The organism is Vibrio phycocola (assembly GCF_053850235.1).
Genome location: NZ_JBSQDJ010000005.1, coordinates 178,300 through 200,344, shown reverse-complemented (window position 1 = coordinate 200,344; position 22,045 = coordinate 178,300). Strand labels below are relative to the sequence as shown.

30 protein-coding genes are annotated in these 22,045 nt (G+C 39.8%); 14 read left to right on the top strand and 16 right to left on the bottom strand.

All coding sequences use genetic code 11. The features are described 5' to 3' along the window. The first annotated feature begins 8 nt into the window (after positions 1 to 8). Entirely contained in the window at positions 9 to 488 is a 480-nt protein-coding gene (locus tag ACWU4D_RS08550; protein ID WP_456050985.1) for an RraA family protein, read from the top strand. A 107-nt stretch (positions 489 to 595) separates the two neighbouring features. On the opposite strand, the gene ACWU4D_RS08545 is transcribed toward ACWU4D_RS08550, so the two are convergent. Next, positions 596 to 1,783: an amino acid aminotransferase gene (locus ACWU4D_RS08545; protein ID WP_456050984.1), complete on the bottom strand. Its 1,188-nt coding sequence runs from the start codon at positions 1,781 to 1,783 to the stop codon at positions 596 to 598. Between the two features lie 345 nt (positions 1,784 to 2,128). Between ACWU4D_RS08545 and ACWU4D_RS08540 the strand changes: the two genes are divergently transcribed. Then, positions 2,129 to 2,311 (top strand): hypothetical protein, encoded by a 183-nt coding sequence (locus ACWU4D_RS08540; protein ID WP_456050983.1) that lies wholly within the window; start codon positions 2,129 to 2,131, stop codon positions 2,309 to 2,311. Between the two features lie 8 nt (positions 2,312 to 2,319). On the opposite strand, the gene ACWU4D_RS08535 is transcribed toward ACWU4D_RS08540, so the two are convergent. Both ACWU4D_RS08535 and ACWU4D_RS08530 read right to left on the bottom strand, forming a co-directional pair. Further along, positions 2,320 to 2,688 carry a VOC family protein gene (locus ACWU4D_RS08535; protein WP_456050982.1) on the bottom strand — a complete coding sequence of 123 codons (369 nt, stop codon included), beginning with the start codon at positions 2,686 to 2,688 and terminating at the stop codon, positions 2,320 to 2,322. Positions 2,689 to 2,762: 74 nt separating this feature from the next. After that, positions 2,763 to 3,473 (bottom strand): SDR family NAD(P)-dependent oxidoreductase, encoded by a 711-nt coding sequence (locus ACWU4D_RS08530; protein ID WP_456050981.1) that lies wholly within the window; start codon positions 3,471 to 3,473, stop codon positions 2,763 to 2,765. Between the two features lie 297 nt (positions 3,474 to 3,770). Between ACWU4D_RS08530 and ACWU4D_RS08525 the strand changes: the two genes are divergently transcribed. The 3 genes from ACWU4D_RS08525 to ACWU4D_RS08515 all read left to right on the top strand — a co-directional run bounded on the left by ACWU4D_RS08525 (position 3,771) and on the right by ACWU4D_RS08515 (position 5,236). Further along, the gene (locus ACWU4D_RS08525) at positions 3,771 to 4,205 is read left to right on the top strand and encodes a hypothetical protein (protein ID WP_456050980.1); all 435 of its coding nucleotides are present in this window, start codon (positions 3,771 to 3,773) and stop codon (positions 4,203 to 4,205) included. 221 nt (positions 4,206 to 4,426) lie between these two features. Beyond that, entirely contained in the window at positions 4,427 to 4,936 is a 510-nt protein-coding gene (gene sodN / locus ACWU4D_RS08520) for a superoxide dismutase, Ni (protein WP_456050979.1), read from the top strand. Positions 4,937 to 4,942: 6 nt separating this feature from the next. Further along, entirely contained in the window at positions 4,943 to 5,236 is a 294-nt protein-coding gene (locus ACWU4D_RS08515; protein WP_456050978.1) for a S24/S26 family peptidase, read from the top strand. A gap of 54 nt (positions 5,237 to 5,290) precedes the next feature. Here ACWU4D_RS08515 and ACWU4D_RS08510 read toward each other — a convergent pair whose 3' ends face one another. Together ACWU4D_RS08510 and ACWU4D_RS08505 are read right to left on the bottom strand one after the other, a co-directional pair. Further along, the gene (locus tag ACWU4D_RS08510; protein WP_456050977.1) at positions 5,291 to 5,830 is read right to left on the bottom strand and encodes a DUF924 family protein; all 540 of its coding nucleotides are present in this window, start codon (positions 5,828 to 5,830) and stop codon (positions 5,291 to 5,293) included. A 43-nt stretch (positions 5,831 to 5,873) separates the two neighbouring features. Next, complete coding sequence (locus tag ACWU4D_RS08505; protein WP_456050976.1) at positions 5,874 to 6,782, bottom strand: LysR family transcriptional regulator; 909 nt, start codon at positions 6,780 to 6,782, stop codon at positions 5,874 to 5,876. A 104-nt stretch (positions 6,783 to 6,886) separates the two neighbouring features. Between ACWU4D_RS08505 and ACWU4D_RS08500 the strand changes: the two genes are divergently transcribed. Further along, on the top strand, positions 6,887 to 7,648 hold the full coding sequence (locus tag ACWU4D_RS08500) for an SDR family NAD(P)-dependent oxidoreductase (RefSeq protein WP_456050975.1): 762 nt from the start codon (positions 6,887 to 6,889) through the stop codon (positions 7,646 to 7,648). Between the two features lie 438 nt (positions 7,649 to 8,086). Continuing rightward, on the top strand, positions 8,087 to 8,278 hold the full coding sequence (locus ACWU4D_RS08495; protein ID WP_456050974.1) for a hypothetical protein: 192 nt from the start codon (positions 8,087 to 8,089) through the stop codon (positions 8,276 to 8,278). 138 nt (positions 8,279 to 8,416) lie between these two features. Here ACWU4D_RS08495 and ACWU4D_RS08490 read toward each other — a convergent pair whose 3' ends face one another. The 4 genes from ACWU4D_RS08490 to ACWU4D_RS08475 form a co-directional block, all read right to left on the bottom strand. After that, a complete protein-coding gene (locus ACWU4D_RS08490; protein ID WP_456050973.1) occupies positions 8,417 to 9,157 on the bottom strand; it encodes a helix-turn-helix domain-containing protein in 741 nt (246 codons plus the stop codon). Between the two features lie 16 nt (positions 9,158 to 9,173). Next, positions 9,174 to 9,635 carry a carboxymuconolactone decarboxylase family protein gene (locus ACWU4D_RS08485; protein WP_456050972.1) on the bottom strand — a complete coding sequence of 154 codons (462 nt, stop codon included), beginning with the start codon at positions 9,633 to 9,635 and terminating at the stop codon, positions 9,174 to 9,176. 187 nt (positions 9,636 to 9,822) lie between these two features. Continuing rightward, entirely contained in the window at positions 9,823 to 10,590 is a 768-nt protein-coding gene (locus ACWU4D_RS08480) for a DUF1499 domain-containing protein (protein WP_456050971.1), read from the bottom strand. Positions 10,591 to 10,712: 122 nt separating this feature from the next. Beyond that, on the bottom strand, positions 10,713 to 11,579 hold the full coding sequence (locus ACWU4D_RS08475; RefSeq protein WP_456050970.1) for a LysR family transcriptional regulator: 867 nt from the start codon (positions 11,577 to 11,579) through the stop codon (positions 10,713 to 10,715). A gap of 133 nt (positions 11,580 to 11,712) precedes the next feature. Here ACWU4D_RS08475 and ACWU4D_RS08470 point away from each other — a divergent pair, with 133 nt between their 5' ends. Next, entirely contained in the window at positions 11,713 to 12,657 is a 945-nt protein-coding gene (locus tag ACWU4D_RS08470) for a glutathione S-transferase family protein (RefSeq protein ID WP_456050969.1), read from the top strand. Between the two features lie 50 nt (positions 12,658 to 12,707). After that, positions 12,708 to 13,295 carry an FMN-dependent NADH-azoreductase gene (locus ACWU4D_RS08465; RefSeq protein ID WP_456050968.1) on the top strand — a complete coding sequence of 196 codons (588 nt, stop codon included), beginning with the start codon at positions 12,708 to 12,710 and terminating at the stop codon, positions 13,293 to 13,295. Positions 13,296 to 13,387: 92 nt separating this feature from the next. Here ACWU4D_RS08465 and ACWU4D_RS08460 read toward each other — a convergent pair whose 3' ends face one another. Continuing rightward, on the bottom strand, positions 13,388 to 14,536 hold the full coding sequence (locus ACWU4D_RS08460; RefSeq protein ID WP_456050967.1) for an alpha-hydroxy acid oxidase: 1,149 nt from the start codon (positions 14,534 to 14,536) through the stop codon (positions 13,388 to 13,390). 331 nt (positions 14,537 to 14,867) lie between these two features. Here ACWU4D_RS08460 and ACWU4D_RS08455 point away from each other — a divergent pair, with 331 nt between their 5' ends. Together ACWU4D_RS08455 and ykgO are read left to right on the top strand one after the other, a co-directional pair. Beyond that, entirely contained in the window at positions 14,868 to 15,122 is a 255-nt protein-coding gene (locus tag ACWU4D_RS08455) for a type B 50S ribosomal protein L31 (protein WP_456050966.1), read from the top strand. Next, a complete protein-coding gene (gene ykgO, locus ACWU4D_RS08450) occupies positions 15,119 to 15,259 on the top strand; it encodes a type B 50S ribosomal protein L36 (protein ID WP_456050965.1) in 141 nt (46 codons plus the stop codon). The genes ACWU4D_RS08455 and ykgO overlap by 4 nt, the downstream gene beginning before the upstream one ends. 114 nt (positions 15,260 to 15,373) lie before the next feature. Here ykgO and ACWU4D_RS08445 read toward each other — a convergent pair whose 3' ends face one another. The 3 genes from ACWU4D_RS08445 to ACWU4D_RS08435 all read right to left on the bottom strand — a co-directional run bounded on the left by ACWU4D_RS08445 (position 15,374) and on the right by ACWU4D_RS08435 (position 18,043). Next, complete coding sequence (locus ACWU4D_RS08445; RefSeq protein WP_456050964.1) at positions 15,374 to 15,742, bottom strand: VanZ family protein; 369 nt, start codon at positions 15,740 to 15,742, stop codon at positions 15,374 to 15,376. A gap of 79 nt (positions 15,743 to 15,821) precedes the next feature. Then, positions 15,822 to 16,808 (bottom strand): acyltransferase family protein, encoded by a 987-nt coding sequence (locus ACWU4D_RS08440; RefSeq protein ID WP_456050963.1) that lies wholly within the window; start codon positions 16,806 to 16,808, stop codon positions 15,822 to 15,824. 284 nt (positions 16,809 to 17,092) lie between these two features. After that, positions 17,093 to 18,043, bottom strand: a complete 951-nt coding sequence (locus ACWU4D_RS08435) for an acyltransferase family protein (protein WP_456050962.1) — start codon at positions 18,041 to 18,043, stop codon at positions 17,093 to 17,095. 450 nt (positions 18,044 to 18,493) lie between these two features. Here ACWU4D_RS08435 and queC point away from each other — a divergent pair, with 450 nt between their 5' ends. Genes queC through queE form a run of 3 tightly spaced genes read left to right on the top strand, consistent with a single transcriptional unit; the run spans position 18,494 to position 20,255 of the window. Continuing rightward, positions 18,494 to 19,201: a 7-cyano-7-deazaguanine synthase QueC gene (gene queC / locus ACWU4D_RS08430; RefSeq protein WP_456050961.1), complete on the top strand. Its 708-nt coding sequence runs from the start codon at positions 18,494 to 18,496 to the stop codon at positions 19,199 to 19,201. 2 nt (positions 19,202 to 19,203) lie between these two features. Further along, positions 19,204 to 19,560 (top strand): 6-carboxytetrahydropterin synthase QueD, encoded by a 357-nt coding sequence (gene queD, locus ACWU4D_RS08425; RefSeq protein WP_456050960.1) that lies wholly within the window; start codon positions 19,204 to 19,206, stop codon positions 19,558 to 19,560. Further along, positions 19,557 to 20,255 carry a 7-carboxy-7-deazaguanine synthase QueE gene (gene queE, locus ACWU4D_RS08420; RefSeq protein WP_456050959.1) on the top strand — a complete coding sequence of 233 codons (699 nt, stop codon included), beginning with the start codon at positions 19,557 to 19,559 and terminating at the stop codon, positions 20,253 to 20,255. The genes queD and queE overlap by 4 nt, the downstream gene beginning before the upstream one ends. Positions 20,256 to 20,298: 43 nt before the next feature. On the opposite strand, the gene ACWU4D_RS08415 is transcribed toward queE, so the two are convergent. The 3 genes from ACWU4D_RS08415 to ACWU4D_RS08405 all read right to left on the bottom strand — a co-directional run bounded on the left by ACWU4D_RS08415 (position 20,299) and on the right by ACWU4D_RS08405 (position 21,975). After that, positions 20,299 to 20,718, bottom strand: a complete 420-nt coding sequence (locus ACWU4D_RS08415; protein WP_456050958.1) for a GNAT family acetyltransferase — start codon at positions 20,716 to 20,718, stop codon at positions 20,299 to 20,301. A gap of 75 nt (positions 20,719 to 20,793) precedes the next feature. Continuing rightward, positions 20,794 to 21,486, bottom strand: coding sequence for a cupin domain-containing protein (locus ACWU4D_RS08410; RefSeq protein ID WP_456050957.1), 693 nt, complete (start codon positions 21,484 to 21,486; stop codon positions 20,794 to 20,796). A 120-nt stretch (positions 21,487 to 21,606) separates the two neighbouring features. After that, the gene (locus ACWU4D_RS08405; protein ID WP_456050956.1) at positions 21,607 to 21,975 is read right to left on the bottom strand and encodes a VOC family protein; all 369 of its coding nucleotides are present in this window, start codon (positions 21,973 to 21,975) and stop codon (positions 21,607 to 21,609) included. Between the last annotated feature and the right edge of the window lie 70 nt (positions 21,976 to 22,045).

The following is a 22,045-nucleotide window of genomic DNA, read 5'->3' as shown; positions in this document are numbered from 1 at the left end:
AAACAGTGATGACATTTTTTACCGCGGACATCTGTGATGAGAACAGTGAAAGTACTTTTGTTGTTGAAGGCAACTATAAAAATTATGGCGGAATCGACAAATGCCAAGGCGAAATTGTCACCATCAAATTGGATAAAAATAATTCTGGTCTTATTTCTTTATTGCGGGATGAAGATGGCACCGGAAAGGTCGTAGTAGTTGATGTCGACAAAGAGTACTACGCCGTAGTGGGTGAGAATCTCATGAAATTCGCGCACAACAATAACTACGCGGGGATCGTGATTAATGGTTACGTTCGTGACACCTTTCAAATCAAAGATATCCCTGTCGCCCTTTATGCTCTCGGCACTTGTTCTCGAAAGTCCATTCCCGTAACTGATTGCGAAAGAGGTATCACGCTTTCATTTGGTGGCGTCGATTTTAATCAAGGAGAGTACTTATATGCTGATACTGACGGCATTATCGTTACCGCCAGTAAAATCGTGTAATTCACCCTCTAGCGTCAAGTTCAAACTTAAGTGTAAGTAGCCCATAAAAAAGCCCCACCATCAATGATGGTGGGGCTTTCACTATATGGAGTTAAAGCAAAATACTGTTAAAGTACTTTCGCAATAGATTGTGCAAGATAATCAACATTACTTGGAGAAATACCTGCAATCGAGATACGACTCGAACCTACAATATAAATGCTCGATTCTGTTTGCAGTCTCTGAACTTGATCTTTATCGATACCAAGGAAAGAGAACATCCCATTCTGACGAGTGATAAAGCTGAAGTCTTGAGTCACACCGTTCTCAACCAGTTTATCGACTAACAGCTCACGCATTCCGTTAATACGATTGCGCATTTCAGCTAATTCGAAATGCCATTGCTGTGTCAATTCGCTTGAATTCAATACCGTTTCAACAATTGCTGCACCATGTGCAGGAGGCATAGAATAATTCACTCGTACAATTGCAGGTAAAATTGAACCAACAATTTCGCTCTCAATTGCAGATGCACTAATTACAGAACAAGCACCAATACGCTCACGATACAAACCAAAGTTTTTAGAACATGAACCACAGATAATCATGCGATCAACAACATCCGCCATCAGGCGTAAGCCATAAGCATCTTCTTCTAACCCTGTACCGAAACCTTGATAAGCCATATCCAATACTGGAGTAAAGCCAATATCTTTTGTAAGAGCAGCAACTTGTAACCACTGTTCATTGTTTAAATCCATGCCACTTGGGTTGTGGCAGCATGCGTGAAATAATACCGCATCTTCTTTAGGAATCTGCTTCAACGCTTCAATCATGCCTTCAAAATCAAGACATTTATTTTCATAATCATAATATGGGTAGGTTTTTACCTTAAGGCCAGCTGCGGTAAATACACCAGTATGATTTGCCCAAGTCGGGTTACTTACCCAAATCGTCGCGCCCGGTTGACAGCTATTGATGAACTCACCCGCAGTGCGAAGTGCACCAGTTCCACCTGGAGTAGAAAGAGTACGAATACGATTTTCATTAATAACGCGATGTTCACCTAACATTAACTCGGTGATTTTCTCATTAAACAATCCAGAGCCCATCGAGTTGATATATTTTTTGGTACTTTCGTTATCAACGCGGAACTGTTCCGCCTCTTTAACACAAGTTAAAACAGGTGTATTACCCGCTTCATCTTTATAGATTCCGGCACCTAAATCGATTTTTTTCGGATTAGTGTCGGTGGCAAATTTAACGGAAAGTCCTAAAATTGGGTCAGCGGGACGGGGCTTTAATTGTGAAAACATAACGATTGATAACCTTTTACGTAGTAACGAAACAGAATGAACAGTACCAAACTAGACATAGAACATAGCAATACTACTCAATGCCTACTTTTATAACGATAGAATATACATGAATTAACGAATTAATGCCGTGATATCAACATTATTTCCACTATTTTCAATCTAACAAAAACAACAAACGGCGAGCATTCGTCTTCCTTGCTATTTCAATTTTTACTCAGCTCAGAAAGCACCGTCTCACTTTTTAGACTAGGGTTAATTAACGTTTTTCAACATAGAGCATTCCATAGCTCTCAATTATAATTTCTATTCTTAAGTCTAAGATTATTGCCTGAGATAGCTGGAATGAATAGAAAGATCGCATTGCCTTATATCACTGATACTGTTCTCGTTGAAGGTGTGTATCATGCTGAACGTCGTTTTCGCACAGAACGAAGAACTAAAAAATCGTCTCGTGTTCTTTATGAACGTCGCTCAAAAGCCGATCCTCGTTTAAAAAACGTTCGTTCTATTAGCCATTACGTTTAATAGCGGTATTAGTCTGCCCGTTCTTGAGATTCCGACCATACAGCAAATTCATTGCCACTTGGCTCATTAAAATGGAAACGACAACCTCCCGGAAACTCAAAAATAGGGCGAGTTATCTTCCCTCCATGTTCGATAATCTTACTCAATGTCATCTCGATATTTGAGCTGTAAAAAACAAGCAGCGCACCACCAACATACGTTTGATTGCAAACTTCCGCCTTAAAAAAACCGCCATCTAATCCTTGATTTGAAAATGCTGTGTATTCTGGACCGTAGTCCACAAACTCCCAACTAAATACGGACGAAAAGAACCGTTTCGTCGCTTCAATATCACGAGCAGGAAATTCAACATAATTCAATTTTTCATGCTGATTCATTTTACTCTCCTTTCCGAATAATCAGAGTTTTTTACTCTCATAATGAACAAGAAAACCATCAAGTCTTCAAAATTTTACTCCACAGAATAACGAGTGTGGTTCACCATACCAGCAGCTATTTTTTTTATCAGGTCAGATGCAACTGACTCTGGCGTGCGAAGCTTTCCACTCTCCTTGAAATCAATAAATCGCTCTTTATCAGGAAAGTGTGATACATCAGAATCACGAATCGTAGCCTGCATATTCGTATCCATCACATTCGGATCGTAGTTCACCGCAATAAAAGGAAATTCTTTAGACTCTTCCTCAACGGCCGCGGCATTGATAAAGTTATCGCACGCTGCTTTTGATGCACAATACAGAGACCACCCAGCATAGCCTTTACGCGCGGCACCAGATGACAGATTGATGATGGTTTTACGTCCTGAATAATTCCGAAAAACAGCCATAAACACAGAAATGAGAGTCAGGGAGGAAATTTGATTAACGGTAATATTACTTCTGATATCACTCGATTTTAGATTTCCAATCGAGGTTATAGGGTTTAAGTCACCGGCATTGTTGATGTACACAATTTCATCCCACGACCGAGCCGCCAGTTCCAAAAATAAAGTGTGACTTAATGCATCAACGGATTCAACATTCGCCAGATTGCAATAAACATTATGCTCAGTTGTACCAGAACGAGATAATTCAATAACCTCCCACCCAAAGCTCTCTGCATATTGTCCAACAAGTGCCTTTCCTAACCCTCGAGAGCCGCCCGTAATTATTGCTAATTTCATTACTTATCTCCAAGACATACCAACCCAGTTGAGTCCTAGCATTCACACACTATGAAATACACGATTTAACGTGAACTCAAAACAGGGCAAACCTATTGATAAAGGTAACATTTCTCTTGTGGCTTTTACGAGATCATTCTCCTGATTTTTCTCCTTCACATTTTAAATATGTTATCCCTAATCGGTTATTTGGTGCGTCATACGAAGCTTATGCTTAAGAAAGTACTTTACAACCCCCGCAACAATAACGATAATCATTCTCATTATTATTTACATTAATGATTAGCAGGGATCATTATGGAGACATGGCAGGCCTTGATGGTAGAAGGTAACCGTCTATTTGATCATCAAAAATGGACAAGAGCATTAAGTCACTATCAGAGAGCAATTGCTCTTCTAGAGAAGTCTTCTCGTAGTGAAATGGTAAATATTCAGCAGTTAATTCAAGGATGGGTATGTGGCTATCACAACATAGCGGCAACTTACGAACGCCAAGAGTTAACTGAACTTACCCGAGATGCTCTAATGATTCCGTTTCGCCGTATGTTAACACTTTCAAATGATCCAAGTGCCTCACAAGAAGTGAAATTTGCTGCAAGTTCTGCTTTAAAAATCACCTTACCGCCCTTGCTAGAATTCGCAAACAATCATCCTGAAGAATCGAAATTTATAAATGACGTTATAAAACAGGTAATCACATACGAGAACGTCGGTGTTCGAACACTACATTAATTAGGGGTATCCAATGCTTAGAAACATAAAAAACACCTGCATATTCGCTGTACTGTACGCTGCATCATCTAGCGCTTTTGCTCATGCTGGTCACGATCACAGCTCAAATACATCCTTTTTGATCCATGCTCTATGGATTGCACCAACTGTTTTTGCAAGTTACATAGCGTTTCTTGCGTTCAAAAACAGAAATCGTAAATCACCAACAAAGGGGCATAAAAATGTTGCATAGTATTATTCAGTATTTAGACCATAAGAAACCACTCACTACGGTTTCTGCACATTGTGATATTCCGTGCAAAATTTATGATCCTAGCGCCGCACAAATCGCAGCCCTGACGATAATCCGTATGGTCGACCTCATTGGTGAAATCGAAGCAACTCATAAAACGTTAGATGTACCAACATTGGCGGAATACCAACGTCTTATTGCTCAAAAAGAAGAACATGGAATTAAGGTAAAGCAAGAAATCATCACTATTTGGGGTGACTATATTAAAGCACCGCAACTAGAAGCCTTCCCTGAACTGCATGAGTTGACTCACTCGATTATGTTGCTAAGTTCAAAAGCCAAACAAACCATTAATAAAGATGTGAGTCTTGAGCTTCTGGATAAAGTGAACCGCTTTGCAGAAATCTTTTGGGAAACTAAAGGCGTGAAGACCTTTAGCGCAACGTGCCCTTACCCACCTCAACAAGTGGTGGTTTATCCTGACTTAAAGGAAGCTTAACCTTTGTTGAGCGTTAATAGAGTTGCCGGGCTGAGTATGTCTCCACGTATTCCAGACGGCAGCTACCTTATTTTTCACCACTTTATTTACCGTTCTCTCATAACTATTGGCAAAGTCGTTAAAGTTGACCATCCTCGTTATGGATTGATTGTCAAAAAAGTCATCAATATCGATCCACAGGGCAACTATTGGCTTGAAGGTTTGAATGGGCATAGTGTGAGTAGCCTCGAAATTGGAGCCATCAAACTTGAAATGATTGTGGGTATTTCCGTTTACAACATTAAAAGTAAGTCTTGTTAATCACCACTCTCATCGCTTTTCATTTCACCTCACTTATCTGTCACATGATCAGATTTAAAATGACGAACCGGGTTCATTTAGGAATGCAATTTCAGCCTCAGATGAAATTCGACCTAGTATTTCATTTCGATGAGGATAGCGACCAAATCGTTCGATGATTTCTTTATGCTTAATTTCGAACTCAAGATTCGATGGAATACCATTGTTTTCAAAAAGCTTAACGGCAACGTTATGAATCGCCAATGACTCACTATGCATGTAAGGCATATATAAAAAGCTTCGTTCGATTGGACTCAGCTCCAAGTGTGCATTCACAGCGATAGCCTCCTGCGATAAGACTAATGCCATCGGGTCGGAAGAAAACGATCGAGGGGTATCTCTAAACATATTCCGAGAAAATTGGTCCAAAATGATCACTTCGGCTAAGCGACCATATACCTGTTTTCTCCACTCAAACAATTCACCTCGACATGCTGATTCGTATGTGTCGAGAAATCGATGTTGGATCAAGTTATCGAATTCTTCATCTTTCACCCACCACTTAGCAGGCTCGGTTTCTTCAAACCAAAAAGATAGAATGTCTTCATATTTCATAACACTCTCCTTGTTAATGTCGAGGCTGAAGATGTAATGTAATTTATTCTACATGGTCAGGCTCTCGATTGCGTTTATCAAACTCTTCTTTAGCAAAACTTATAAAGCTTCTTACTTTAGGTGCCATGTTTTTATGGCGATAATAAAGCAGAGAGATCTGGCGTGTGCCGAGCTGCCATGACGGTAGAACTTGAATTAAGTTCCCTTCGGAAATATCCCTCTCAAGCAAAATCGCGGGTTGAATAATGATCCCTAAACCTGATTTAGCCGCGTTAACAAGCGCCTGTCCACTATTAACTGTCAGTCCACATTTAGGAATAACATCGACGGTAATATCGTTACTATATAGGCGTAATGAACTTCTCACCGCTTGAGCAAAACGAACCACTTCGTATTCAGTCAGTTCACTAGGATGCTTCGGCACACCATGCTTGGCTAAATAGCCAGGAGATGCGCATGCAATCATTGTGTAAGGCATCAGAGTACGCTGAACAACACGGCTATCTGGTATCGTTCCAATTCTAAATGAGACATCGATACTTCCTTCAACCATGTCCACATTTTCGTCAGTTAAAATGACATCCAAGTTAACCAAAGGGAAATCTTTTCTATACTTAGCTAGTGCTGGCATTAGTAGAACTGACCCAAAGGTTACGGGAGCGGTAATACGTAGTAAACCCTGAGGTGCAGTCAATTGCGCTTCAGCTTCCGAGTCAGCAATAGCCACCCGCTCTAGAATGTCTTTGCACTGCTCAAAATACGTTTCACCATAAGGGGTTAAGCTTTGTCGCCGAGTCGTTCTATTTAACAATCGACTTCCAAGTCGAGTCTCTAGTGCAGCAACATGTTGACCAACCATCGCTGGCGTCATCGTTAATAATGAAGCAGCTGCACTCATAGAACCAGATTGAACCGTTGTAACAAAGGCTTTCATCGATTTAAACAAATCCATTTGATAGCATCACTTTAAAGTTCATAAAATATAAGAGCGATTATAAATAATAAATTATGAATTATCATGAATTTCTTACGTAACATAACCACAAAGAGAGCATTATGATTAATTCACGACTCAGAAATAAAACCATTCTAATTACGGGAGCAGGAACTGGTATGGGACGAGCTACAGCCATACGTTTAGCACAAGAAGGGGCTCAGCTTGTACTCATGGGGCGAAGAGCGATTCCACTCCAAGAACTAGTATCTGAAATTGAATCTTTCGATGGCAAAGCAATGGCATTACCATGTGATATAGCGCAACAAGAATCATTGTCGGTTGCGATTGAGAAGGTAATTGACACATTTGGTCAACTCGATGGATTGTTCGCAAATGCAGGAGTTTTGGGTGAGTTCACAGCGTTGGCTGACACAGAGTTAAACCAATTAGATGACGTAATCAGCATCAATCTTCGAGGCACTTTTTCTACCATAAAGTCATGCCTACCTTTCTTGGAATCTGGGTCAATTGTAATAAACGCGTCATGGACAGCCAATGCCGTCATGCCAGGTGCAGGGGCTTATGCCGCGACAAAAGGAGCGCTTTTAAGCATGATGAAGACTCTGGCCATCGAACAAGGACAACGTGGCATAAGAGTCAATGCGATAAGTCCAGGAATTATCTTAACACCCATGGCAGAAAAAGTATTGGATGCCGAGTTATCACTCAAGCTTTCCAATCAAGCCGCCCTGAAGCGTAATGGGACACCGAATGATATATCTGGAACCGTCGCATGGTTACTCTCTGATGATGCTACCTTTGTGACAGGCCAAGAAGTGCTCATTGATGGTGGATACACCCTTGGCGGCATTCGGCTTTAATTGCGTAATTAACAATACCTACAACATGAATTTTGTTAACTGAAAAGTTATCGAGGAACTATTTCAAATAGAAAATAACAGCGATGAAGTTCATGCTGTTTATTTATATTCTAAATTTTTCATAATATTGAGAAAATAATATTAACCTAACAAAACATGGTTTTTAGGGCGTACAGTATTACTTGTAACATATACAGGTAATTCCTAGAAACCATGTGGTAAGGACATTGCCTATAAATGCATGCACAGTGACAATTAGTTATATGCTATTAATATAAAAAGGATTAAATATGAATCCCCATCGCACTTCACTGAACAAACCCTCAATCACATAAGCCGGTTTAACCGGTTTGCTCGCCGCTTACTAGTTGCAACATTAACGCTTCGAGTCAGAAAACCCCAGCTGAACTGTTTAATTTAACGCGTTGAAAAGTCACTATGTCTTTCGATGCTAACAACAGTCGTAAGGCGGATAAATTTGGCGCGATTGACGGTAAACTCAGTGCGACTCCGAAAGTAAATGCGGTATCACTACATTCAGGTCATCCTGACAAACAGCCCGCTTATACTATCGTGATTGCCGAGTTCTACTCGAACAAAACCAAAGAGCAATCAGCCACGATGAACTAACTCTGGCTTGTGAGATAAACTTAGATTCAATACTCAAATAATTAATGCCTTTAGCACGAGAAAATATTTCTCTTGTTTGCACAAAGACATTAGCTATTTTTATTTAAAATGGTACATATATCGCGACATATTATTACTTTATAATTGTCCCGGCGTAATACAAGCGATACACCGGAACTCTCGTGTCATATGTGCTTGATCGCTAAACCCAAAAAGTTGAGCAACATTCGCGAGATTCGCATCTCGATGCTGTCGTAAATAACAAATGGCCTTTTTAATTCGCAATATCCGCTGGTAATACTTAGGTGTCATACCAAGCCATTGTTTAAACAAGCGTTCTATTTGACGTTGGCTCAACACATTGATATCGTTTAGCTCGCCTAATGCTATATCTTGCTCAATGAACTCAAGTGCCTTCTCCAACGAATCGGGAATTAGATGAACCAAATCTAAATGCTTCTCTGCCCAACAATGCAATACTTCAATCTGCTTTTCATTGTCTTTTAATGCACTCAAGCAAGCATATAACTCATAAAAGTTATACTGTTGGTCATTCTTCGCTTCCAATAAGGTTGGCTTCTCGTAACGTCGCCCAAATACCCCATAACCAATGGCTGGATAAAAACGAATTCCTGCAAGCATTGCTCCTGAATCCAATATAATGTTTTGAGCTTGCTTGTTGGTTGGAAGCGCAATGACGCCTTCTGGCAACACGTCATCACCAATAACGATGTCACCAGAGAAATTAAACATGATGCCACTACCTGCATCGGAATACAGTGGTTTAATAACCGGATCCGGATGAGATACTGAAACCGACCATATCGCCTGTACAAAAGCTGACAGCTGCCCTTTCGGTTTAGACAGCTGTACATTCAAACTGTGGGTAAATGAATTATTGGGGTTTATAACATCCGACCTCAGGCTTAAAAGTTTTGCTTATTCGATTCCAACTGTTAATGGCATTAACAGCAATAGTCAAATCGACCGTTGCTTTCTCTCCTAAACATTCGACCGTTTTTTGGTAACTTTGATCATCAATTTGATGCCCTGCTGTTAATAATTCGGCCCAAGCAACTGACGTTCGTTCAATTTCAGAGTAATGAGGCATGTCCCGCCACGCACTAAGACCAATAATACGCTCGAGCGTTTCCCCCAAATTTAATGCATCTTTCGAATGCATATCGATACAAAACGCACACTGATTTATTTGAGAAACTCGAAGCTTAACAAGCTCCCATACGGTTATCGTTACAGTATCTGACTGGGTAAATTGCGCACGTAAATATTGTTCCTGATTCATTAGAATCGGCATTGCATCAGCTGCTAGGCTAAAATAATTCGCTCGTGGTGTCATCGGTTATCTCCTCAATCAATGTTTACGAGAAGATAACGCATGCACTAAAACAAATATTGAATATTTTCGACATCAGTAAAAAGTCGATGTACAACCAAAACAAATTTGGTTCTTAATAACATCATTTCGATAAAAAAATACCCAACATCGCCTGCCTGCGACATTGGGTATTTCGACTTAACAGGAATTAATATGTTGAGATAAATGTTCTCACGCGTTCGGCATTTTTACCTTGGTCTCCACGTCCTACTCGTGAATGCGAACGAATATCCACAATGCTAGAGTTGGCTTCATCACCGCTAACTCGAATCACAACATCATCTTTGAAACCAAAGAATAGTGTGGAATCAATTGCTTCGATAGTCCCAGAAGCACTGTCTTGATGAACAACCTCCCACCCTAGTTTTTCTGCAACTTCAACAGCACGGTTAAAAGCATCAGTCGGTGAAAGCGTGGATTTAATTGGCGCAATATCAGGGAATAACTGCGCTTGTAGTTTAGGTCCATTCTCTGGATACACTAAAGTATTGCTTTTTTCAGGGCGCATCGAAACCACAGCAACATATTGCGGAGGATTAAGAGTATCGGTCGAAATATCATTTAGCGGTGGTGTTCTTCCCGCACCAGGAGGTGGTCCACCGGCAGATTCACCTGCAAAGAGAGGCATTCCTTTTGGTACAACGAGAGTTGCAGTACCAAGTGGTATCGCAATCAGCACAACCGCTAACACAGAAAGCACAACACTTGAACGACGTTTTAACGCAAAAAGTAGAACCAATACAGCGAAGGGAAGAACTCCAAGTAGGCCAACCTGAATTATCGAGCGCAATACGCCTGTAGCGTCTCTAAATCCCATACTTCCCATTCTTACTGACATAAGCGGATAGACAGCCGCAATAAGGAATAAGATGCTCACAATTAACGCTAGCCATGACCATAACTTAGGGGTTTTCATTCATTTTCTCCATAAATATTTAATAGTTATTATTCTCAACATCATTACATAAATTTATTAAGGATGAACAGCACCTTATTGAGTCTTTGCGAAATTTTTTCAATTTTCATTTACTGTAAAGATTAGAACGAGTTCCAGACAAATTCCGCTACTTTACCTTCCATTCGATTTTTCTTTTTCGCGATATAAATCGGTGTTGTATCATCGTCTTCTAACCAATCCAATGCCACCAACTTTCCAGTCTCTAAATCTTCTTGGATCAGTGGTAATGGTAATCGTCCCCAACCCAATCCATGCAGAATAATGTCACGCTTAGAATTGGTATCAGATACTTTCCATTGCAACGATTGACTGTGAACTCCAACACCATAGTCATCTTCAGGAATGGTACTGCGCTGTATGATTTGCGGATAAGGGTATAAATCACGAATGGATTGCTTTGCTCTTGGAATATCAAGAAACGGATGATTCCCCGACACGGTCAAAACCATTTTCACTTCATCAATGAGTTTGTAATCCAGATCTTTTTTATTGCGAATCGTTTCAAAAATGGCCAAATCCACTTTATCGGAATTGAGCATTCGCTCTCCACTTAAAATTTCTCTCTCCAGTTGAATCTGCGTTTGAGGGAAGGCTTTCATCGCATTCGCAATGATAGGGTGCACAACCTCCATGCCATAAATACCCGTAATGCTCAACCGCAAGCACGACTCAATATGGGATTCTAATTGTGAGCACTTCACCAGTAAATGATCGTATTCATCCAATAAGGTTTTCGAGCTAGTTAAGAAGTCTCGACCTTTTGCCGTCAGTTGGCTTTTATACCCACTACGTTCGATCACTTTAAAACCCAATTGTTCTTCAAGGCGTTTAATTGAATAGATCAAAGCAGACTTAGCTTTGCCTTGTTTTTCCGCAGCCATCGAAAAACTGCCCGCCTCGACCAACGCTTTAAGGCATTGGATTTGTTCAATTGTAATATGATGCATGGTCTAAATTTAGCACAAATAATACCAAAAATAAGGCTTTTTTTTATTTAATAAAACTCTATGATTTACCTAAGTCACGCGATAAAACCGCCAACGAATGACTTCATTTACACATAAGGTTTAAGGGGAAGATATGGGAAAGTTAATAGATGGCCAATGGGTCGAAGGCAGCATTATTTCAAGTAACAATAGTGGTGCTTATGACCGTATACCACGCTCGTTCCGGGATATTATTTCAAATGATCATCATACATACACACCGGATTCTGGACGCTATCATTTGTACGTTAGCTACGCGTGCCCATGGGCGCACCGAGTGCTAATTTATCGAGAATTAAAAGAGTTACAAGCACATATTAGCGTCAGTGTCGTGCACCCCGATATGCTAGATAAAGGCTGGGGCTTTGCGAAATCATTCGACACAAATATCGACGGTGCAACCGAAGACCATTTATTCGATAGTGCTCAGTTATATGAAGTCTATCAAAAAGCGCAACCCGATATTTCAACCAGTGTTACTGTGCCTATCTTATGGGATAAAAAAAACCACACCATCGTCAATAATGAATCTTCTGAAATCATTCGTATTTTGAATGTGGCCTTTAATGACCTTACCGGTAATCATGACGATTATTATCCTCAAAACCACCAAGCTGACATTGATTCACTTAATGACACGATTTACGAAACCGTAAATAACGGAGTTTATCAGTGTGGGTTTGCAACAACTCAGGAGGCGTATGATTCTGCGGTCAAACCTCTGTTCGCCACACTGGATACATTAGAAAAACGTTTGGAAAACAGAGATTTCCTCGTTGGAGATCAACTCACTGAAGCCGATATCAGATTGATTCCAACACTTCTACGTTTTGATCTTGTCTACTATATCCACTTCAAGTGCAGTCAAAGACGTATCGCCGATTATCCGAATTTATCGCGCTATATGAAACAGTTATATCAATTGACCGCGGTGAGAAACACCACCAATTTTGAACACATCATGCGCCATTATTACTACTCGCACGAAGGAATCAATCCACACCGTATTATTCCCTTGGTCCCAACCTTTGGTCACTAAATGTAGTTAAATAAAAACAGGCATTAAATCAGCAGCAATTGGAGAAGAAAATGAAAGTGTGGCACATTGATTCAAGTGGTAGAGCGCAAACTTCACACAGTAGAAAACTCACTCAACAGTTCATCGAAAGTTTGTCGAACAAAACAAAGATCTCCACTCAGGCGCTCGATGTCTCAGATGGTCTCCCTTTTCTGACAGATACCATGATTCAAAGCTATTTCACGCCCGATGACCAACGTACCACTGAGCAACAAGCGGCTTTAGCCGTTTCAAATAACATTGTCTCGCTCGCCAAAGAATCTGACGTGTGGATTATTGGTGTACCGATCTACAACTTTTCGATGCCTGCTGCCTTTAAAGCGTTTATCGATCTGCTATTACGCTCTAAAGAAACATTCACTTATGGGGAAAATGGACCCATTGGTTTGTTGGAAAATAAACGCGTTTTTATCGTAGTTACGTCCGGTGGTACGGAAATTGGCAGCGACTACGACTTTCTCACTCCTTGGCTAGTTCATTGTTTAAACTTCATTGGTGTTAGTGATGTGCAATTTATCCATGCTGATCAATATCGCCCCGAAAAAGATCAAGCAATCACCGATCAAATCGAAACGATGACCACAGAACTCGCTCTCTAGTTTTCAGTATTAAAAACGCAAAGCACCCACAAAACTAATGGCTTGATACACCATTAGTCTTGTGGGTGCTTCTTTAATAAGTAATGACTAAATTACGAGCGAAAACGTAAGTTCTCTCTCGATAATTGATCAATACTGGTTTTCCCCATCAGCTTCATATCGCGCTCAAGCTCTGCTTTCATCAAACCAAGCGCTCTTTCGACACCAGGTTGTCCTGCAGCTGCAAGTGGATAAAGATACATTCGCCCAATCCCGACGGCTTTCGCACCTAATGATAGTGCTTTAAGAACATGTGTTCCTCGCTGGACGCCACTATCAAAAATGACATCAATCTCATCGCCGACTTCATCGACAATTTCAGCAAGTTGATCAAACGAGCTTCGAGAGCCATCAAGCTGTCTGCCTCCATGATTCGATACGATGATGCCAGTACAACCAATTTCTACCGCTTTTCGTGCATCTTCTCTGCTCATTACACCTTTTAAACAAAACTCTCCGTCCCAAAATTTCACCATTTCAGCCACGTCATCCCAGTCCATCGAAGGATCGAGCATATTGGTGAAATAGTCGCCAATCGACATCGCGCCATTGCTCATGTCAACATGTTCATCTAACTGAGGTAAACGAAATTTTTCATGCGTCACATAGTTGATACCCCACATTGGCTTAATCGCAAATTGCAGCATGCCATTAAGGGTGAGTTTAAAAGGAATCGAAAAACCCGTGCGTAAGTCACGTTCACGGTTTCCTCCAGTAATCGAATCGACTGTTAGCATCATGACTTGAATGCCAGCTTTCTTTGCCCGCTCCATCATCACTCGATTAAGTGCGCGGTCTTTATGGAAATAAAACTGATAAGCCTGTGGCGTATCTACTTTTTGAGCGATCTCTTCCATACTCACAGTACCGAGAGAAGACACGCCAAAAAGTGTTCCATATTTCTCAGCCGCCCCTGCTACCGCGCGTTCTCCTTCATGGTGAAACAAGCGCTGCAATGCAGTTGGAGAGCAATAAACCGGCATGTCCAACTTCTGCCCCATGACCGTGACAGATAAGTCGACATCTTTAACACCAGTCAGTACATTTGGAATCAAATCACAGGTTTCAAAGGCCTGAGTATTGCGGCGATAAGTTGATTCATCATCAGAACCGCCATCAATGTAATTAAATATAGGGCTAGGTAAGCGCCTTTTAGCGAGCTTGCGAAAATCGTGAAAATTATGGCAGTCATTAAGTCTCATAAAGTAATTCCGTAATTGGTTAAAGCTGATATTTATGCGTATTTATTATTGTTATGTGCTCCCAAACTTTAACGCGTCACACTTCATTTGTTGAATTTTTGTTAAAAAAAAGAGATCTATCACGATAAAAACATAACTTCGTAAATTTGTTGTATACACTGAACCACCTTCGTTATTGCCACTCTCACAAATCCACAACCGTTTCATCTCACTAGAGTCTTACAATTCATTCACCTCCAAAAAATGGTAATGATAATTAATTTCATTTAAGTTGAAGCAATCAGCTTAAAATGATAATGTTATGTTATAACATCACAACTAAGGATTTATTATGAAACATAATATTCACCCAGATTACCAAGACGTTGTTTTCCACGACACAGCAGCTGATAAATACTTCATCATAGGTTCAACCCTTAAAACTGAGCGTACTGTCGAATACCAAGGTAAGACCTACCCATACATGACACTTGATGTGTCCAGCGCCTCTCATCCGTTTTATACTGGTGAGCAGCGAATCGTGAAGCAAGACGGACAGGTGTCTAAATTCAACAGTCGTTTTGGTAAAATTGGGAGTCGTTCATGAAAGTATTAAGTTCTTTAAAGAGTGCAAAAAGCCGCAGCCCTGATTGCCAAATCGTCAAACGTCGTGGCCGAGTCTATGTGATTTGTAAATCGAACCCCAGATTCAAAGCAGTACAAGGGAAAAGGAAGAAACATTAGTGTGCGGATATTGCATGCTAGGAGAACTTTACATAATTAAAGTGGTTCATAAAAATATAAGCCAGAACGAATGCTTTTCTGAACCACTTATTATATCTAAACTCGCCTTGAGATTTAGTCACCTTTGGGCTTAGTAAGAATAGATTGATTAACTAACTGCGCTATCAACGCTCCAATACTCATTCCGGCAACATTTGCCATCAAATCAAACCAGTCACCATATCGGTTAACATACGGTTGTACTAACTCGATACCACCACTCCAAAGCACAAAAAACACACCAATAAGTAACCAGTGTTTGGGTTTACGCAATGCAACAGGAAACATCAATGCCGCATACGCGATAAAATGGTGAGTTTTATCATTTCCAGGAACCGGAGGTAAAACGTCTAATGGGTAGAGTGAGAGAAACGTAATTACAGCAAGAATAACAAGTGTAATATAGAGCCAATATGTTTTAATAATGGAAATCAATGAAGTCATCTACTCGCTTCCTTAATGATAGTCATACTTAAACATAGCATAGCTTGGTGATATCACTACGTTCAGTATTATTAATAACCTAAAGCATAATCTTCAATTTTGAATTAGCTTTTATAATAAAATACGATAAAAATACTGAGACTAATATTGCAACGAGAGTTAGTAGTGTAGCTTCCAAATCAGTAAACTTACGAAAAACACTTAATACAAAGGAATGAATGAAGTATATAGCTGAAGAGTATAAAGCTATATTTTTGCTCTTTCCTGGAATATTTGATTTAATAAACAAGATAAAAATAAAAGGACAAACAAGGATAAGAGAAACTAAGTTATCAACTCCTCCATCACGATCTTCATGGTAATAATTAGCATAGGATTCTCCCAACAACATCAGCATTCCAATTATGCTTAATCCAAATGAAAACTTAAGTGAAACAATATTTTGTAGTGAATATTTATTTATTAAATAGCCTATACAAAAAAACGGATATGAAAAAAACAACATATTTCTATGAGACCAATGTTCATTAAATACTTCATCTAAATAGCTGTTATCAAGAAGGTGATAATTTCCTATATATTGGATTAATACTCCACAGGAAAAAAATATAAAAATAGAACTCATTAAAATATTCATTGATACTTTATGCAACATCAGTAATATGACTGCTGCTCCAATCATCCCTGATATATACCATAAATGATGGTATCCAATAATAATATCTTTTACGATTGAGGCTATACCTGCCAAGGAAAAATCTGGAATTGAGAACCAAAAATAGGAATAGAAGACCATCCAAAATACATATAAAACACAAACTCGTTTAAACCAACTCGATTGACTTTTTTTGAGCAGTACTGGATAAAAATAAAAACCATTGATAATGAAAAAAATGGGCACAGCAATTCTAAAAATACCATTCACTGTAAGATACTCACCCAGTTCAGTATATTCACCTAAGAATCCAGCATGAAGCCCAACTATCATAAAAGCCATCGTTAGTTTAAGGATATCTAATGCTATATTTCTACTCAATTTCAAACTTCTCCAACGTTGGTCAAACACCCACAACTGTTCGTTGTTGTAGGGTTATCAATATTAGTAATTATGCAACTCTCATTAATTATGATAATAGTACTCGAAAAGAATAGTTTCCATCTTCTCACCCAATAAAAACTAAGAGTGGATGAGCAAGTACCGAGGCAGAACAACCTCCTTCGACATAACGTAACATCTTAAACTTAACTCGATGCTTTCTACGGCAAATGAGCCAGGTACAATTTTTTCATTACTCAAGCGTGGAGAAACATCTTCTCTTCTTTCTAGCCGTGAGTTACTTAATTGCTTACCTAAAGTATAAATTTTAACCTACTGTTCAGTTTTATTACAAAATACGAAAAAAGTACTGCGCTAGATATAGTTATAAATGTTAAAGCCGTACCGCTTAAGTCTGTATAATCTCGATATAGGTTCAATATAAATAGATGGACAAAATATATAGATGAAGAATATAAAGCTAATGTCTTAGTTTCATGTAAATAATTTAATTGTAGAAATAGTATAAAAATAAAGGGGCAAGCAATGATTAATGATAATAAAATGTCAAACCCTCCATCTCTTCCATCTTGATAAAAATTTATATATGATTCACCAATTAAAATGCATAACCCAACAACACTCAATATCGATGTATATTTTAATGATATTTTTTTATGTAATGAGTGTTTATTAATTAAAAATCCAGAAGCGAAAAATGGATAAGCAAAAAATAACACATTTCTATAAATGAACTCATAGGATAATATCTTGTCGATAAAGCTTCCTGAGAAGACATGATAGGTTCCAACATATTGCATTATTACACCACATAAGAAAGATATAATAATGGAAACAACCAAAGTCGTTGTGGATGCTTTTTTAACTAGAGCTAAAATAACTCCAGAACCTAACATTGCAGGGAGGTACCACAGATGATAATAGCCAATAAATACATTCTTAAAAACAACAATCGCTAGAGAAAATTCAGAATTATCAAGCCAAAAGTATGAATAAATTACAGTCCAAAATATATGTAAAATAATAATTCGTTTAAACCAATCTATAGGGTTATTTTTCAATATTACCGAGTAGAAGTAAAACCCATTAATAAGAAGAAAAATTGGCACCGCTATTCTAAATACACCATAAACAGTAAGGTAACTGCCCAACGGAGTGATATCTCCTAAAAATCCAGCATGTAACCCTACAATCATTAGAGCCATTGATAATTTAAGAATATCCAGCGCTATATTTCTGTTCATTTAAATTTCCCAAAATCTGAATCTATTAATAACGACAGCTAGTAGCATCTCACAGCAATGTTCGTCAAAGCCAAGAATGGTTTGACGAGTCGTCCATATATTTTTAATGCGAAGCAATTAACATGTAAATATTAACGTTTCCATTCCTTCTCCATCGAATCACGAGGCGAAAAATTCAGCGTCATAACTGATGCAGGTTAGAATAGCATTACATTACTATATTTATACTCGCCATGTACTTTAACTCGTATCACTTCTGCGACACCATTGGCTTTAGTATAGTATTCACTCAACCATTATGGAGTACGATAGTCGCCAATATTGAAAATATAGAGCGAGTTTAACGCCAAGCAAAAATAGACTATTTCACTGAACCTATGATATAAATCCCCACTATTTTATACATTGGCTACTCGTAGCCCCCTGTCGTAGCACCAGGTAAAAAACACTATGAAAGCAATGATCGTTTGTTCCGGCGGGCTAGACTCTGTCACGCTCGCTCATAAAGTCGCCGCAGAAGCGGAGCTTACCTCTCTTGTCTCATTTCATTATGGCCAACGCCATGACAAAGAATTGGACTACGCTGCACGTTGTGCAGAATACTTTGACGTTCCTCATCACATTATCGACATCAGCAATGTTGGCGCACAGTTAACTGGATCTGCCCTCACCGATGATGTAGATGTGCCTGATGGCCACTACGCCGAAGACAGCATGAAACTCACCATTGTCCCGAATCGTAACGCCATTATGCTCACTATTGCTTATGGTATGGCAGCCTCACAAGGCGCTGATACCGTCGCGATAGCCGTTCACGGTGGTGACCACTTCATCTACCCTGACTGTCGTCCTGAATTTATTGAGCAATTCGCAAAAATGCAGAAAATGGCCTTAGATGGCTATGCTGATATTGACCTCTACGCACCGTTTTTACACGGCAGCAAAGCCGATATTGTTACTACGGGCGCTGCCGTCAGCGTTCCTTTTAATGACACGTGGTCATGCTATAAAGGTGGTGAAAAACACTGTGGCCGTTGCGGTACTTGTGTCGAGCGTCAAGAAGCTTTTAGTGATGCAGGCATTGTAGATCCAACGGACTACGCCGATCCTGACTATTGGAAAAACGCGGTGAAAAACCACGTTCACAGGGAGGCCTAAGCATGTTCCGTATCAGCAAAGAATTTCAATTTTCAGCCTCTCATCAGCTCAAACAAATGCCTGCGGATCATCAGTGCGCACGACTGCATGGACACAACTATGTCGTGGTCGTTGAGCTCTGTTCAGAGTCACTAGATCAATACGGTTTTGTCCGTGATTACAGCGAACTAAAGCTGCTAAAAGACTACATTGATGACACCTTAGATCACAGACACTTGAATGATGTGTTAGGTGATGACTGTGCAACCGCAGAATTGTTGGCTAAACACCTATACGATTGGTGTAAGCCACACTGGCCTGAAACCACCGCAGTAAAAGTAAGTGAAACCCCAAAAACATGGGCGGAATATCGACCATGAGCCAACTGATCATTAGCGAAGTATTTGGCCCCACAATACAAGGGGAAGGCGCACTTATTGGCAAACCTACGGTATTTGTTCGTAGCGGTGGTTGCGACTATCGTTGCAACTGGTGCGACACACTTTATGCGGTTGAGAATAAGTATAAAAGTGAATGGAAAACTCAGAGCACTGAAGATGTTTGGGCAAAAATACAAGCGCTTAGTCCGACACCGATACTCGTAACTCTCTCAGGCGGCAACCCTGCCCTTCAAGATTTTTCCGATCTGATTCGTATCGGCCATAAAGCAGGTTACACCTTTGCTATGGAAACACAAGGCAGTATCTCAAAGCCATGGTTTAGCCAAGTGGATTATTTAACCCTAAGCCCTAAACCGCCGTCATCTGGTATGGAGACCCGCTGGGACAGGTTTGACAAAAGCTTAGCATTAGCCAATAGCCACAGAGCGATTAGCATTAAGCTAGTAATAGCGGATGATATTGATTTTGCGTGGGCATGCGAGGTACAAAAGCGCTATCCAAACTATCCATATTATCTACAACCCTGCAATCTTGACGCTGAAGAAGTGACTTTAGAACAAGGCTTGCAGTCTACTCGCGATCTGATTGATCGCGTGGTTAATGTCGGTTGGCATCAAGCAACGGTGTTGCCACAGCTTCACAATATTCTTTGGGGTACACAACGCGGCGTTTAATATTGATTGCTGTAAAATGGAAGAGGGCGAGTCTATTCGTACACTATGAGTCATGTACGAGCCTTTTTCCTAAACCAACAACGTTATCATTACCGTATCCTAGGGCTTCATAAAACGCGAGTACGTGGTCGTTTGTACTTCTGACTTGTAGGTTTATTTTAGGGCAACCTTTGTTCGAAATTTTCTGCTCTACCGCTTCCATTATTGCCTTACCATATCCGTTTCTTTGAGCATCAGGGCTAACAGCTAAATAATTTATCCATCCTCTATGCCCTTCGTAGCCCCCCATGACAGTCGCCACAATACGCCCTTCGACCACACCAACCAAAAATAAATCAGGATCTACCTTCAATTTACGGTCTATATCATTTCCAGGATTATTTTGAGGTGCAACTAAACCACATTCTTCCCAAAGAGAAATCACAGGATTTCGATCTTTAATTTCGTATTCTCTAATTTTCATATTGTTATTTCTATTGAATATTAAACCCAGCGCAGTTATGAGCAATAAGCAAAATTTTTGTTTTGTAACGCTAACCTAGGCATTTTTTAGTCTGTCGATTTGGTTATGTACATCTGACAAATGCCCCATTTTCATCCAGACTTTTGCCCCTTCTGTGCCTGCTTTCCCATTTATGGTAGAGCCTAACGGTAGACGCAGCCAACTGTGTTTTTCTAGTCGCTCATTGTTTTCGACAAAACAGCCATGAAGAACAAATAACTCAGCCCCATTTGCCACATTTTGTTTAAAAACAGCATTTGGTGCAATATGTAGCAAGCTGACTTCTTCATACTTATCTTCAAATAATGGCGCGATTGATACACCGGGCATGTTTTCATCGGCACAAGGTACAGCGTCATTCATCTGAATATTGACATGAGTTCTATCGCTTGGCTGAAACTGCCACAGTTTAACAAATATTATACAGCCCTCATTTGAACCTGGTTGATGACTTGATTGTGGAGGGTTTCGCACATATGAGCCTGCGGGAAAATCACCATGCTCATCTTGGAATACCCCTTCTAATACAATAAATTCTTCACCTCCAGTATGTACATGAGGTGAAAAATGACTTTGGGGAGCATATTTTACAATACTTGTGGCACGAGCAACTTCGTCCCCTACCCGCTCTAGTAGACGTCTTTCCACACCTTGCATAGGTGATTTTAGCCAAGGTAAAGAGTCAGAGTGAACGAATACTCGTTGCTTAAAATTTGCTGCAATTTCCATAATTTACCTCTTAGTTTATACTGCCATGTATTATCAACCCAGCAAACTCTGAGTAATAAATAATGTGCAAAAAAGTAAGGCCGGCATATAGCCGACCTCACAAACATGAATGACTTACCATTAGGTCATATGAAAAAAGCAAAGCTTGTTCCCATCTAGATCATAAACGTAAGCACCGTAAAAGAAATCAAAACGTTGCCCAGGCTCACCCCCATCAGTAGCCCCCAATTCAATCGCTTTATTATAAAGAGCTTGAGCACCCTCTATAGAACCACCGGGAATAGCGATTTGTTGACCATTACCGGCTGTTTGTGGATTGTTGTCATGAGGGGTACACACCGCCAGCATAGCACCACCAGCGTCTGTTCCATAAAATTTAATGCGGTCCATTTCCATGACTCTTTTTCCACCGACTAGATCAAGTAGTGCATCGTAAAAAGACACCGCTTTATCCAGATTCTTTGAACCAATTGTCGTGTATCCAATCATTGTTTTAATCCTCATATTCTACGTTTAATTTTTCATTCATATTTGAAGACAATTCATCTATCTGCTTGCA